The organism is Vallitalea sediminicola (assembly GCF_054408565.1).
Map to the genome: position 1 here is coordinate 27,960 of NZ_BTPT01000037.1, position 15,191 is coordinate 43,150.

Below are 15,191 nucleotides of genomic sequence, written 5' to 3' on the forward strand. Positions count from 1 at the left end.
TTTATTGTAAAATAGAAAGGGGTAATACTATGATAAAATCAAAAGCTTGGGATTGGAGTAAAAATGAAGATGACTACTGGTTAATCCCTTCAATAGAATCATGTTATTTAGCTAATTCGTGGAAATCAAAAGGATTTCATAGGTTTCTTGATTTAGGTTGTGGATTGGGAAGACATTCAATACTTTTTGCAGAAAACTGTTTTAAAGTTGATTCAGTTGATTTATCTGAATATGGAATCAATCATCTTAACAGCTGGGCTAAAAAAGAAGAGTTGGATATTGATACACAAGTATGTGATATGCTTGATCTGCCTTTTGAAAATGCTACATTTGATTGTATAATAGCATATAATGTTATCTACCATTCAGATACTAAAGGGTTCATTAAAGCGCTAGATGAGATAAAAAGGGTATTGAAAAGAAAAGGAGAATTATTCATAACCCTTATTTCTAAAAATACTTGGTCATACCAACACGCGGATAATTATAAAAGGATTGATGACAATACCATTTTAAGAGATGAACATGAAACTGAAAAGGACGTACCTCATTTTTATGTAGATATTGAAGATATAAAAAAATATTTTGCTGATTTTGATTTCGTTAACGTTCCTATAGAACAAACAGAGTATAACATGGAAAATTCTAAATATTATTCTAGACATTTCAATATAATAGCTAGAAAAAAATAATTTCCCCAATTATAGAAATGACAGTTTTGAGAATAAAATGTATGTTATAACAAAAGACAAATAAAAGCATTGTGTGACAGGAAAACCACCAAGAAAGTTGGTATTATATATCCATGAAAGGGTGATTAAATGGAATGGATACAGAGCTTAAACAGTGCAATCGATTATATTGAAGAAAATATATTTTCTGATGTAAGTTGCAAAGATATTTCAGAACATATCTATTCATCTAGTTTTCATTTTCAAAGGGTGTTTAGTTTGTTAACGGGAATGACTGTGGGAGAGTATATCAGAAATAGGCGTCTATCTTTAGCTGGACAGGAATTAACAATGTCAAGCTCAAAAGTGATTGATATTGCTTTAAAGTATGGATATAATACTCCAGAAAGTTTTACAAAAGCATTTAGCAGATTTCATGGGATAACTCCGAATCAAGCTAAAAAAGCAGGTTTTAATCTAAAATCATTTAATCGTCTTATCATAAAAATTCAACTGGAAGGTGGAAATATTATGGATTATAAGATTGTTAAGAGAGAGGAATATAAGGTTCTTGCCAAGACAAGATATTTTACATCAGAAAATAGCGCTGTAGAAATACCTAAATTCTGGTCTGAGTATTTTGAAGAAGGAGCACATGAGATTGTATGTGGTATGCTTGGAATTTGCGAACAAGAAAAGAATGGATGTAAAGAATATCGTTATGGCATTGGTTGCGAATGTAGCGATGATGCTGATATTCCAAAGGGATTTGAAAAGTTAACGATTAGAGAACATACATGGGCTGTATTTAAATGTGTAGGACCAATGCCAGAAACTATTCAGAATGTATGGAAAAGAATTTATAGTGAGTGGCTTCCACAATCAGAATATGAATTAATACCAGATTATGATATAGAGCTATATACTGATGGAGATAACAAAAGTAAGAATTATGTCAGTGAGATTTGGATACCTGTCAAAAGAAAATAGTAGAAATTAAGTTCACTTAGGTGAACTTTTTTTATACTGTTGTAATTTTTTGTTATAATGGACAGTTTGTATTTCATATTATAATATGACGCTACAAGTTTGTATTTCTAAGTACATACTTAAAGGAGATCAATAGTATGAAATATATGTACATAAAAATTGTATTAACCGTTATACTTGCTGTGAGTGTAGCAAATCTTATATGTATAAAAAAGACCAATGAAAATCTGCTGGAAGTGTTTTTCAGTCAGAAAAATAACCCATATTTTATACATGTAGACCTTGATACTTATATCCTGTACGTTTTTAAAGATAATGAGATATATAAGCAATATCCTGTTTCAGGAGGTAAGTATAGTACTCCATCGCCTCTAGGTACATGGAATATTGTGAGTAAGGCCAATTGGGGAGAAGGATTTGGCGGAACATGGATGGGTTTCAATGTACCCTGGGGAAAATACGGTATACACGGTACAGATGAGCCATGGAGTATAGGAAGTGGACTCTCAAAAGGTTGTATTAGAATGTATAATAAAGATGCTAAGGAATTAAAGAAATATATCCCCTATGGAACTAAGGTTACCATAGTTCAAGGACCATATGGTCCTTTTGGAGATGGCTTTAGAACATTGAAACCTAGTAACATTGGTTCTGATGTTTATGCTGTTCAAAAGAGACTTAGAGAACTTGGTTACTATAAAGGTTTTTGCGATGGAAAATACGGTGAACAAATGAAGCTGGCAATCTATGCTTATGAAGATGATAAAGGACTACCTAGATCTTTTTACATAACTGAGACTTTATATGAAAGTCTTGGGTTAGTTCAATATGAATAGTAAACTATCTTAACTTATAATTGAATAATATGTATACAAATGTTAAACTAAGGTAAACTATATAATTAACGGAGGGTAACCATGATTACAGCTTATTTAGTAGGAATTTCAACTTATCAAGAGAATGAAGATATCGAAGTTAGATATTGTATATATGATGAAAACGAACTTGTGTGCAAAGAATCTGTTTGGAGAGAATATAAGAAACCTTTGGTTGTCACTCACTGGGCATTATTAACATTATTAAAGAAACTCAAAGAATTCGGAGATAGTGATATAACAATTAAAATAAATGATGGAGCATTATATGAGCAGATTAACGGTACTTCAACAACAAAAAACAAAGATGTATTAGTTGCAGCGAAAAAAGTCAGAGAAAGATTAAAACATTATCCAAGAGTGACAATAAAAAATGTTGGAATAGATAACGATGAATTAAATGAGTGGAATAAAATACTAGAAGCCTAAACTTAAAAGGAGTATAACCTATGAAATATATCAAAATCAATAATGAAATCAATGCATCTGAAATATCATTAGGATGTATGAGAATCAATAATCTTTCTAAGAGTGATGCAGCAATACATTTAAATACAGCATTAGAAGAGGGAATTAATTTTTTTGACCATGCAGATGTTTACGATGGTGGAAAATCAGAAGAAGCTTTTGCAGATGCTATTGATATGAATCCTAGTATTAGAGAAAAGCTTATAATCCAAACTAAATGTGGTATAAGACAAGGTTATTATGATTTCTCTAAGGAGCATATTCTTGAATCAGTAGAAGGTAGTCTGAAAAGATTAAAGACTGATTATATAGATGTATTATTACTGCATAGACCAGATACACTTATGGAACCTGAGGAAGTAGCTGAAGCTTTTTCAAAACTTCATGAAAGTGGAAAAGTAAAATACTTTGGTGTAAGTAATCAAAATCCTATGCAGATACAGTTATTAAACAAATATCTGAAAAACAAAATAATAATTAATCAGTTGCAGCTGAGTATAACTAATACAGGCATAATTGATGCAGGATTGAATGTAAACATGAAGATAGCCACATCTATTGATAGAGACGGTAGTATTTTAGATTTTTGTCGTTTAAATGATATTACAATCCAGGCATGGTCACCATTTCAATATGGTTTCATGGAAGGAGTTTTCCTAGATAACGATAAATTTCCTGAATTGAATAATAAGATTAATGAATTGGCTGATATGAAAAAGGTAACTAATACAGCTATTGCCAGTGCATGGATTTTGAGGCATCCAGCTAAGATACAACCAATAGTAGGAACTACTAATACTAATCGCTTAAAGGATATATGCAAAGCGTCTAATATTGAATTGACAAGACAAGAATGGTATGAGATATATAGAGTTGCAGGTAACAATATACCATAAACAAATCAATCATAATATATTTTTCTAATTTGAGAATACTAAATTCATGTGATATTAATAGCATATTCAGATTAGAAAGGAGCTTGTTAATTGAAAGGATTTGTTGATGAAGAAACATGTGTTGGATGTGGTTTATGTCCAAGTATATGTCCAGAAGTGTTTCAAATGAATAGTGAAACAGGAAAAGCGATTGCTAAGGATGTTGAAATACTAGAGGAATCATTAGAAAATGCTAAGGATGCCGAAGAACAATGCCCTGTAGAAGCAATAGATATTAAGTAAATAATTGAATTTAGAATATTATAAGTAGGAAGATAAAATAGTTGGATTTTATTTTCCTACTTATTCATTGGTTAAATATTTCATCAATTATTATACTTTATAAAATTATAATTCTAAAGTTCGAAAATCAATAGACTAAATAATCATACAATAGATGATAATAAAAGTAATAATCGTTCTGGTGATTAATTAGTATATATAATAATATAACTTTACTTTAATATGATAATGTGATAACATAGCAAGGTGAAATTACTTTATAATTAAAGAAGCTGAATTTGCTTCAAAATTTATACTATATCAAAGGAGAAAAACAATGAAAAAGAGTTACTTATTAATCACACTAATAATTTTACTAATGAGCGTTACAGCTTGTTCAACTAAAAAAACTACAGACGATACATATGTAAAAGACGACGAAGAAAAAAGCGCTTTCACAGTAGGATTTGATCAAGATTTTCCACCAATGGGATTTGTTGGAGATGATGGAGAATTTACTGGGTTTGACCTTGACCTTGCTGCTGAAGTTGCAGAGCGTCTTGACTTTGAGCTTGTTTTACAACCTATAGCTTGGGATGCAAAAGATATGGAATTAAAGTCTGGAAACATAGATTGCATTTGGAATGGATTCACAATTACTGGACGTGAAGATAATTATACATGGACAGATGCATATATGTCCAATAAACAAGTATTTGTTGTGAAAGAAGATTCAGATATTAAAACTTTCGCTGATTTCGCTGGTAAAACTATTGTAGCACAAGCTGATTCAAGTGCAGAAGCTGCATTATCTGAACGTCAAGATTTAGTAGATACTTTTGGAGAATATATAAAAGCAGCTGATTATAACATGGCTTTAATGGAGCTTCAATCAGGAGCAGTTGATGCAGTTGCTATGGATTATATTGTAGCAGGTTATCATATTGAAAAGAAGAAAGCTGACTTTGTGATATTAGATGAATCTTTGGCTTCAGAAGGATATGGAGTTGGATTCTTACTAGGAAATGAAGAATTAAGAGATAAAGTACAAACAACATTAGAAGAAATGGCTGATGATGGTACTCTAGAAAAAATTTCTACTGAGTGGTTCGGAAAAGATATTACTACTATTAAGAAATAATTATACGGAACGAGGCATAGCCTCTTTTCACAGCAGTTGCGTTTTATTAATGTTAGGGGGATAACCTTGGATTTACTAGTTTTATTATCTAAATTAAGTGAAGGTATGTTGAAAACCATAGAGATATTTACATTAACCTTGATAATATCTCTACCTCTTGGTTTAATAGTGTCGTTGGGAAGGATTTCGAAAAACCTTCTACTTAGAAATGTTATAAAAATATACATATCTATAATGCGTGGAACGCCGCTTATGCTTCAATTGATGGTAGTTTATTTCGGGCCTTATTATATATTTGGAATAAGCATGCCTAGAAGTTATCGTTTTGGAGCAGTAATTATTGGCTTTTCATTGAATTATGCAGCATATTTTGCTGAGATCTATAGAGGTGGAATTGAATCCATAGCTGTAGGGCAATATGAGGCTGCTAAGCTTCTTGGATATAATAAAGTACAGACCTTTATTAGAATTATCCTTCCACAAGTTATAAAACGTATATTACCTTCTGTAACTAATGAAGTCATTACACTTGTAAAAGATACTTCATTAGCTTTTGTAATCTCTTTTTCGGAGATGTTTACAGAGGCTAAAGCTATAGCTGCTTCCCAATCAAATATGACACCATTTGCTGTAGCAGGTATTTTTTATTATATATTTAACCTTATAATGGCAACAGTGATGGAGAGAATAGAAAAAAGTTTGGATTACTATAAATAGGAGGTCAATATCAATGAAATTGTTAGAAATAAATAATCTAAAAAAAAGCTTTGATGACCTTGAGGTAATCAAAAACATATCATTAAACGTAGAACAAGGTAAGGTTGTGGCTATTATCGGTCCATCCGGTTCAGGAAAATCTACGCTACTTCGATGTGCTACAATGCTAGAGAAAATTGATTCGGGTGAAATATTCTATAATGGAGAATGCGCTGTGAAAACCAGTAATGATGGAATTGTGTTATATTCCTCTAATAAAGAGCTAAGAAAAATATATAGTTATTATGGTTTGGTATTTCAGAATTTCAACCTCTTCCCTCATTTTTCTGTAATTAAGAATGTAACGGATGCTCTTATTCATGTTCAGAAAAAAAGCAAGAAAGAAGCTTATAAAATAGGGAGAGAATTGCTGGCTAAGATGGGTTTGTCAGAAAAAGAGAATGCTTACCCATGTCAACTATCTGGTGGACAGCAACAACGTGTATCTATTGCAAGAGCGCTTGCACTAAATCCAAAAGTATTGTTTTTTGATGAACCAACTTCAGCACTTGACCCAGAACTTACGGGAGAAGTATTAAAAGTAATTAAAGATTTGGCTAAAGAACACATGACAATGGTAATTGTAACCCATGAAATGAGTTTTGCGAAAGAAGTTGCTAATCATGTTGTTTTTATGGATGGTGGAGTTATAGTTGAACAAGGCTCACCAGAAGAGGTATTTGGTAATACTCAGAATGAAAGGACAAAGGCTTTTATTAAAAGAGTTAATTTATAAGTAATAAGGCTAGACTATACAGATTGATTTTATCTTGTAGATATAATATAAGTATGATATAATCTACTTGAACAATGTTCAAATGTGAGGTTATGTTTATGAAAAGATTTTCTGATAATCCAAGAGAAGAAATACTAACAGCCGCTAAAGAGATTGCATTGAAAGAAGGTATTTCAGCAATCAATATTAGATCAGTAGCGCTAAAGTGTAATATTTCTATTGGGACAGTATATAATTCATTTGCAACAAAAAACGATTTGCTTTTTTCAGTAGTAGAAGATTTTTGGGAAAATGCATTCATTGATATCAATAACTGTTTAACAACTCATAGAAATTTTATAGAGAAGATAGAAGATATTTACAACAATCTGTTTCTATATCTAAATCAATTTCAAGAAAACTGGATTGAACAATTATCCTTGTTAAAATCATGTGAGAAGTGTTTTGGAAGAAAAAAAGAACATGATTTCTTTATAAAAGTACAGACTATGCTTGTTCGTATGCTTTCTGAAGAAAAGACGATTAAATCTAATATTTGGACGGATACTTTTACTAAGGAAAGATTAGCAGAATTTATATTCAATTGTATGCTTGATATGCTTAGGAGAAAAGAAAAAGATATACAGTTTTTTATAGAAACATTGAAAAGAACCTTAGATATATAATCTGAAATTAATGCCATATACTAAAAGGCATTTATTTTATAAATAAAAATGAACAATGTTCAAATGATATAAGGAGGTGTTTTATATGCAAGGAATCATGGAGACGATTTTTGATATTTTTTATCTTGTAACAGTTATCACGGTAGGTATCTTCATACTGAAACATAGTGGTAATAAAGTACAATATCGATTATTTGGTTTTATGGCAATAATCTTAGGATGTGGTGATGCATTCCATCTTATACCAAGAGCATATGGTTTATTAACCACAGGATTAGAAGCTAATTCAGCTGCGCTTGGCATTGGGAAATTGATTACATCAATTACTATGACAGTATTTTATGTTATTTTATATCATATTTGGAGAGTTCGTTATGATATTAAGGCATATAGTAGTTTGACAAGGTGTATTTATGGTTTAGCTACTTTGAGAATTATTTTGTGTATGTTTCCACAGAATCAATGGTTAATCTATAATTCTTCCTATGAATGGGGAATCTACCGTAATATACCATTTGCACTTTTAGGATTGATTATAATCTATTTATTCTATAAGGAAGCCAAGAAACATGATGACAAAATATTTCGTTTTATGTGGTTGGCAATAGTATTATCATTTGGATTCTATATTCCTGTTGTCCTTCTATCTAATACTTATCCACTGATAGGGATACTGATGATACCGAAAACATTAGCTTATGTATGGATTGTTATGATGGGTTATTATAGTTTGAAACAAGAAATTAAAAACTAATATATGTAAGGTTGCTTTAAAATGACTCTTGTGATATAGTAGTGGATGTAAGCGTTTACGTAAACGCTTACATCCACTACTATTAGTATTTACAGGGAATATTAATTGGAAATGAGTAGGTGATGTAATGACGATTAAAGATGTTGCAAAAAAAGCAAAGGTATCTACAGCTACAGTCTCTCGTGTTATTAATAACAAGACAGAAGGAATAACAGAAGAAATGCGCGGGCATGTTCAAAAAGTTATTGATGAGATGGGATATACGCCAAGTAGCTTAGCTAGAGGAATGGTAACAAAAAAGACATATACCATTGGATTAGTTATTCAGGATATACGCAATCCCTTTTTTCCTAAAATGGTTAGTGGGGTTGAAAATATCGCTTATAAGAATGGATATATGGTTTTATTGTGTAATACAGATGAGAATATAGAAAGAGAAAAAAATTACGTATCGATTTTAAGAGAAAAAAGAGTAGATGGAATTATAATCACTGTAAGTAATGGTGAAGATAAGGAATATGTTTCTGATCTGACAGCAGGTAATATACCTTTTGTATTTTTGGATGAAATAGCAGAGGATGTTAACTGTGTATGTGTAGATAATGAATTAGGAGCATATGAAGCCACTACACATCTAATTCAATTAGGACATAAAAATATTGCATGTTTATCAGGACCTGATACAAGTATTACTAATCTTCTAAGGGTGAAAGGTTATAAAAAAGCACTAAAAGAAATTGGATTACCTATTAGAGAAGAACTAATACTAAAAGGAACATATAAAGCTGATTCAGGTTATCAGAACACAGAAAACATATTGAATAGATACAATAACGTAACTGCTATATTCTGTGCTAATGATTTTAACGCTCTTGGAGCATATGAAGCAGTATTAGCTCATGGAAAAAAAGTACCAGAGGATATATCCATTGTAGGTTTTGATGACATTCTAGATATACCAGCTAATAATTTTGCATTTACCAGTGTTTCCCAGCCTACATATGAGATGGGACAAGAAGCTGCAAAAATGTTGATAGATATCATAGATGAAAAAGAATTAAAAGATGAAGTTGTTTCCTTCCAGCCTAATCTTATAGTAAGAGATAGTACATCTACGCCTAAGTAGATTCATATAAAAAACTAATTATTATTACGAAAATAGGTAGATGTGAATAATTATGTAAAGGAGATTGTTTATTTTGAAGAGAAGTAAAGTTATTGATGCAATTCTAGGTGTTACTTTATTTGATACTGTTATTAAAAATGTTAAGTTCGTTAATGTTATTACTGGTGAGATATATAATTCTGAGATTGGTATTATTGATGGAAAGATCGGTCATGTCAACCAGCCTAATGAAGCTCCTCTGAGCGGAAAACAAGAATATGACGCAAAGGGAAAATATGCAATACCTGGATTGATTGATACACATGTGCATACAGAAAGCAGTATGATGACAGTTGCCAATATGGCAGAAGCCATTTTAGTTCATGGAACTACAACGATCGCTTGTGATCCTCACGAAATAGGGAATGTTCTTGGTATGGAAGGGGTAAAATATATCTATGAATCCAGTGAAGACATACCTCTTATGGTAAATGTATTAGTTCCATCGTGTATACCTTCAGCACTTGGAGTGGAAACAGCAGGAGCAGAATTCGGAAAAGAAGAGATTGAGAATCTTATGAAAATGGACAGGGTTGCTGGACTTGGTGAAGTAATGGATTTCCCTGGAGTAATTAATCAAAGTACAAGAATGATGGAAATCATAGAGACTGCAAAAAAATACACTCAATTTCTTCAGGGTCATGCACCATCTCTTGTTGGAAGAGAGTTGTCAGCATATTTATCAACAGGTATATCATCTTGCCATGAAACCAGTTTTTCAGAGGAAGCCAGATATAAATTAAGAGCAGGAATGACTTTAGAATGTAGAGAAAGTTCTATTGTACATGATATAAAAGCTCTAGCACCAGTTTTAAAAGAGTTCGATTATCCAGTTACCACAACTTTTTGTACAGATGATAGAGAGCCGGATGACATATTAAAAGAAGGACATCTTGACCATGTTATCAGAGTTGCAATCAAGGAAGGTATACCTGTCATTGAAGCAGTTAAGATTGCTACCTATAATGCTTCTAAGCTATTGAACAAAGATGATATCGGACTGCTATCACCAGGGAGATATGCTAATATAGTTCTTTTGGATGATCTAGAAGAATTCATTGTCAATGAAGTGTTTTATAAAGGCGAACTTGTAGCAAAAGAAGGTAAGATGGTTAAACCTATATTAAATAAAAAGTATCCGTTAGAAAATAGAAATACAGTTATATTCAAGGAAAAACCTACTAAAAAGGATTTTAGAATATCATCTAAAAAAGATGAAGCAACTATGAATATTATTGCGTTCAATAAAGAAATACCTATCATAACAGATTTAGAACAGATTACTTTAAAGGCAAGTAATGGTTACGTGGATATCAGCGGTAGAGAAGATTTAGCTGTATTATCCGTATTTGAACGTCATGGGAAAAAAGGTAAAAAGAGCACTTGTCTAGTAAAAGACTTAGGTCTTACTCATGGAGCGATAGCAAGTACAGTATCACATGATACACATAATCTAGTGGTCGTAGGTAAGAATGAAGATGACATGATGAAAGCTGTAGATACTCTATGTGAAGTAGGTGGAGGAATAGTATGTGTCGTTAATGGTGAAATTGAAGCATTAGTTGAACTACCAATAGCTGGTCTTATGTCAGATAAAAAGGTAGATGAACTTGCACCAAAAACAGCATTACTAAAAGCTAAGATAGGTGAATTAGGTCTAAAAGCTACTTGTCCTATAATCCAGGTAGCATCATTTTCATTACCTGTCATTCCTAATGTAAGATTAACTGATCTGGGACTTGTAGATGTAAACAAACAAGAAATAATACCTATAATCATAGGTTAAGGTATTAATATAAAGCAAATATAAAGGAGTGTTGAGCAATGAAATTGTTATTTGTTGGAGAATCATGGGTTATACATTCAGTTCATATGAAAGGATTTGATCAATTCACTACAACTACCTATGAAGAAGGAGGATGGGATTTAATCAATGCTTTTAAAAGTGGTGGTATCGAAGTTGAATATATGCCTGCACATGTAGCGGCTACTTCGTTTCCAGATACTGCTGATAAATTAGCCAAGTATGATGTTGTGGTATTAAGTGATATAGGTAGTAATACACTAGTATTACACAATGATACTTTTTCTAAAGGTAAGATTACCAATAACAGATTAAAAGCTATCAAAGAATATGTAGAAAAAGGTGGCAGCTTTGCTATGATGGGTGGTTACTTGTCATTTCAAGGTATAGAGGCAAAAGCAAAATTTGCAAGAACACCTATAGAAGAAATATTACCTGTTAATATGATGGTTACCGATGACCGTTTTGAAGCACCTGAGGGTGTTACCCCAGAAATAATCATGGAAGATCATCCAATTCTTGACGGAGTATCAAAAGATTGGCCTCATTTCCTTGGATATAATATATTAACTGCAAAAGAAGATGCTCAGGTTATTGCAAAATGTGGAGAACATACATTTATGGCAGCTGGTAATTACGGCAAAGGTAGAACCTTTGCATTTGCTAGTGATATAGCACCTCATTGGGGTTCACCTGAATTTGTTGGGTGGGAATGTTATAATACCCTTTTTGTTAATATTGCTAATTGGCTTGCAGGAAATAAATAATACCCATAGCTTATGGAAAATGTCACCAAACCTATTATTTATAAAGGTTGGTGACATTTTAATTGACAAAGAACAATTAGTAAAGTATATTATAACTATACTTGTAATTACAAGTAATTACAAGTAACATAAAACTAATAAAATATGGGGTGAACACATATGAAAATGTTAGCATTTGATTTTGGAGCAAGTAGTGGAAGAGGCATAATAGGAGAACTGAAAGATAATAAGATTATTCTAAAAGAAGTACATAGATTTGATAATGAACCCGTAAAACTTAGAAATCATTTACAATGGGATTTTCTAAGATTAGTTTACGAAATAAAGAAATGTCTTATTATATGTAAAAATAACCATGAAGATATAAATAGTATTGGTATTGATACATGGGGTGTTGATTATGGTTTGATTGATGGCGATGGGGAACTTATTACAAATCCTTTTCATTATAGAGATTCAAGAACTGATAATATGACCAAGAAGTGCTTTGAATTTATTAAAAAAGAGGAACTGATTAGTCTTAGTGGAATTGATTGCAATCAATATAATACTATATATCAACTATTAGCAGAAAATGAGAATGTCTCAAGTCGTTTGGATAATGCTCAGACAATGCTTTTGATGCCTGATTTATTTAACTATATATTGACAGGGATCAAAAAAGCTGAATATACAATAGCTACCACCACACAGCTATATGATTATGTTAAAGATGACTGGAATCATGAGTTAATCAAGAAGGTCGGTTTACCAACTAGAATATTTCCAGAGTTAATTCAACCAGGTAATGAAGTAGGGGATATAACAGAGGATATTAAGGAAGAACTTGATATAAATAATTGTAAGGTAATAAGTGTAGGAAGTCATGATACATCTTCGGCAATAGCAGCTATACCAGCCCTTGAAGAAGACTTTGTTTTTATTGCCACTGGAACATGGGTCATGGTAGGTGTAGAAAATGAAGGTATATTGGTTAATGAAATCACCAAAAAGCATGGACTAAGTAATGAAGGTGGAGTAGGTGGAAAAGTTAATCTTCTTAAAAATATCATGGGTCTATGGCTGATTCAAGAATCAAAGAGACAATGGAACAAAGATGGAATAGATATAGGATTCGGTGAGATGGTAGATGAAGGATTGAAGGCAAAAACAACCGCAGTAATTAATCCAGACCATAAACTATTTTATTCTCCTTCTGATATGCCAAATAAGATCAAAAAATTCTGTAAAGAAACAGAACAACAAGTACCAGAAACGATTGGTGAAATAGTAAAAGTAATAGAAGAAAGTTTGGCACTAACAATTAAATATACTATAGAAGGAATTGAAAAAACTACAAATAAAAGTTATAATACTATACATATGTTTGGTGGGGGTATCCAAGATAAATTACTATGCCAATTAGTAGCTGATGCTACAGGAAAAGAAGTTATCACTGGACCAAAAGAAGCTACATCCATGGGTAATATATTACTTCAGGCAATCGGGCTTGGTGAAATTGATAATATAAAGCAAGGTAGAGAAATTGTACATAATTCCATTGAGATCTCAAGATACTTACCACAAAACAGGGATGATTTGAATGAAAAGTACAACAAGTATTTAGAAATAATAAAATAAGGTGAAAATATGGATATACAACCTAAGTACAAAACTCTTAAAAATTATATTAAGCAACGTATTACAAGTGGGATTTACAAGCCAAAGGAAGCTATTCCTAGTGAAAATGAGTTTTGTAAATTATTTAATACAAGTAGAGTAACTGTAAGAAAAGCCATTGACGAGTTGGTGTTAGAGAATTATATATACAGAGTTCAAGGTGTGGGTACATTCGTACAGGATGATTCATTACGTAATAAACAAGAAGAAAGTAATAGGGTTGATCTGATTTTCCATGATAATAACTTATTATTCTCTGAATTCAACTCAAGCATTATATTAGGTGCAGAAAAGATATTGAAACAAGGTGGGTTGAATCTTGCAACGTATTACTCTATGAATAATACTAACAGCCAATATGATAAAATACATAATTCAATTAAGGATGGGGCTAAAGGAATAATCTTATGTGGATGTCTTGAAGAAGAAGAGAATACAAGATTAAAAGAATTCGTTGATTGTCCTATTCCCATAGTATGTATTGATAGATATTTTGAATCTCTTCCTTTTGATGCAGTTATTGGTGAAGACTTTGATGCTGGGTACGAAGCAGGAACTATTTTTATAAAAAATGGTTATAAGAACATAGGCTATTATTATCCATATTCTATTGAATCATCTGTAACTAAGGGAAGAGTCAATGGGCTTATACAAGCAATGCAGGATAAGAATATTCAAGTAAATGAACAGCTAATGATAAGGAATACTCAAACAATAAAAGAAAATGTATATGACTATAATGTAATAAGCAAAAATATAAGGGAGTATCTGCTCAAAAACCAAGATTTACAAGCAGTACTGGCATTTAATGATATAACAGCACTATTATTTTATAAGGAAGCAGCAAGGTTAGGGTTGAAGATTCCACAAGATATTGCATTAATCAGTTTTGGTGATTTTTATATTGATTCAATTTTTGAAGTGGGCTTAACGTCATTTAATCAACATTCCGATAAAATAGGGAAAGAAGCAGCCCAAATTATTATTAATAGATTGATAAATAAAGATAATAGTGATAGAAAATTGATAAAAGTTAATTACGAACTTATAAGAAGAAAATCATGTAGCTGTAAATAAGAAAAGGTATAATGAAAATACCTTTTCTTATTTTATACAGCTTTATTTTTTTTAGGATCACTGATCAAGTTATCTATTTCATCAATAGTTTCTAAAACTGCCTGTAATTCGTTATCAGTAAAAGAACTTTTAAAATGTTCTATAAATATATCATAATCATTTTTAAAACTTTCTAATCTTCTTTTAGTACTATCTAGTTCATGTTTTAGATGTTCTAATTGGATAAGGGCATCTTTTTCGATTTCAAATGCACTAATTTCTGCTTCTTCAATTATCTTTTTTGATGTAATATGAGATTCTACTAAAGCTTGTGAAATATACTGTTCTTTTGATTTATAAGTATCAATGGCTTCTTCTAATTCTAGAATGCAGGCATCAACTTCTTGTTGTGAATACCCTTTTTTTATAATAGAGAATGAATTTGACATATTGTACCCCCATATAAAGCTTTGTATTTTTCTTGAAACATAGTTTGAACTGATATAATTTTATCATTAATTAGTTAA

The 15,191-nt window shown here is 31.4% G+C and carries 17 protein-coding genes; 16 read left to right on the top strand and 1 reads right to left on the bottom strand.

Annotation, left to right across the window (positions count from 1 at the left end; all coding sequences use genetic code 11):
- Window positions 1-29 precede the first annotated feature (29 nt).
- The 16 genes from ACX6CF_RS15905 (at window position 30) to ACX6CF_RS15980 (ending at window position 14,685) form a co-directional block, all read left to right on the top strand.
- Window positions 30-692: a class I SAM-dependent methyltransferase gene (locus tag ACX6CF_RS15905; RefSeq protein WP_458786334.1), complete on the top strand. Its 663-nt coding sequence runs from the start codon at window positions 30-32 to the stop codon at window positions 690-692.
- 129 nt (window positions 693-821) lie between these two features.
- Entirely contained in the window at window positions 822-1,661 is an 840-nt protein-coding gene (locus tag ACX6CF_RS15910; protein ID WP_458786335.1) for an AraC family transcriptional regulator, read from the top strand.
- A 137-nt stretch (window positions 1,662-1,798) separates the two neighbouring features.
- On the top strand, window positions 1,799-2,497 hold the full coding sequence (locus ACX6CF_RS15915; protein WP_458786336.1) for a L,D-transpeptidase family protein: 699 nt from the start codon (window positions 1,799-1,801) through the stop codon (window positions 2,495-2,497).
- An 81-nt stretch (window positions 2,498-2,578) separates the two neighbouring features.
- A complete protein-coding gene (locus ACX6CF_RS15920) occupies window positions 2,579-2,965 on the top strand; it encodes a hypothetical protein (RefSeq protein ID WP_458786337.1) in 387 nt (128 codons plus the stop codon).
- A gap of 20 nt (window positions 2,966-2,985) precedes the next feature.
- Window positions 2,986-3,900: an aldo/keto reductase gene (locus ACX6CF_RS15925; protein ID WP_458786338.1), complete on the top strand. Its 915-nt coding sequence runs from the start codon at window positions 2,986-2,988 to the stop codon at window positions 3,898-3,900.
- A 90-nt stretch (window positions 3,901-3,990) separates the two neighbouring features.
- Entirely contained in the window at window positions 3,991-4,182 is a 192-nt protein-coding gene (locus ACX6CF_RS15930; protein WP_458786339.1) for a ferredoxin, read from the top strand.
- Between the two features lie 316 nt (window positions 4,183-4,498).
- Window positions 4,499-5,302: an amino acid ABC transporter substrate-binding protein gene (locus ACX6CF_RS15935; RefSeq protein WP_458786340.1), complete on the top strand. Its 804-nt coding sequence runs from the start codon at window positions 4,499-4,501 to the stop codon at window positions 5,300-5,302.
- 66 nt (window positions 5,303-5,368) lie between these two features.
- A complete protein-coding gene (locus ACX6CF_RS15940) occupies window positions 5,369-6,019 on the top strand; it encodes an amino acid ABC transporter permease (RefSeq protein WP_458786341.1) in 651 nt (216 codons plus the stop codon).
- 13 nt (window positions 6,020-6,032) lie between these two features.
- Window positions 6,033-6,794, top strand: coding sequence for an amino acid ABC transporter ATP-binding protein (locus tag ACX6CF_RS15945; protein WP_458786342.1), 762 nt, complete (start codon window positions 6,033-6,035; stop codon window positions 6,792-6,794).
- A 98-nt stretch (window positions 6,795-6,892) separates the two neighbouring features.
- A complete protein-coding gene (locus ACX6CF_RS15950; RefSeq protein ID WP_458786343.1) occupies window positions 6,893-7,459 on the top strand; it encodes a TetR/AcrR family transcriptional regulator in 567 nt (188 codons plus the stop codon).
- An 85-nt stretch (window positions 7,460-7,544) separates the two neighbouring features.
- The gene (locus ACX6CF_RS15955; RefSeq protein WP_458786344.1) at window positions 7,545-8,213 is read left to right on the top strand and encodes a hypothetical protein; all 669 of its coding nucleotides are present in this window, start codon (window positions 7,545-7,547) and stop codon (window positions 8,211-8,213) included.
- Window positions 8,214-8,340: 127 nt separating this feature from the next.
- Complete coding sequence (locus ACX6CF_RS15960; RefSeq protein ID WP_458786345.1) at window positions 8,341-9,339, top strand: LacI family DNA-binding transcriptional regulator; 999 nt, start codon at window positions 8,341-8,343, stop codon at window positions 9,337-9,339.
- 73 nt (window positions 9,340-9,412) lie between these two features.
- Window positions 9,413-11,164, top strand: a complete 1,752-nt coding sequence (ade, locus tag ACX6CF_RS15965; RefSeq protein ID WP_458786346.1) for an adenine deaminase — start codon at window positions 9,413-9,415, stop codon at window positions 11,162-11,164.
- 38 nt (window positions 11,165-11,202) lie between these two features.
- Window positions 11,203-11,949, top strand: coding sequence for a glutamine amidotransferase (locus ACX6CF_RS15970; protein WP_458786347.1), 747 nt, complete (start codon window positions 11,203-11,205; stop codon window positions 11,947-11,949).
- 159 nt (window positions 11,950-12,108) lie between these two features.
- Entirely contained in the window at window positions 12,109-13,569 is a 1,461-nt protein-coding gene (locus tag ACX6CF_RS15975) for a rhamnulokinase (protein WP_458786348.1), read from the top strand.
- A gap of 9 nt (window positions 13,570-13,578) precedes the next feature.
- Window positions 13,579-14,685, top strand: coding sequence for a GntR family transcriptional regulator (locus ACX6CF_RS15980; protein ID WP_458786349.1), 1,107 nt, complete (start codon window positions 13,579-13,581; stop codon window positions 14,683-14,685).
- Between the two features lie 32 nt (window positions 14,686-14,717).
- Here the strand turns inward: ACX6CF_RS15980 and ACX6CF_RS15985 are convergent, their stop codons facing one another.
- Window positions 14,718-15,113, bottom strand: a complete 396-nt coding sequence (locus tag ACX6CF_RS15985; protein WP_458786350.1) for a hypothetical protein — start codon at window positions 15,111-15,113, stop codon at window positions 14,718-14,720.
- Between the last annotated feature and the right edge of the window lie 78 nt (window positions 15,114-15,191).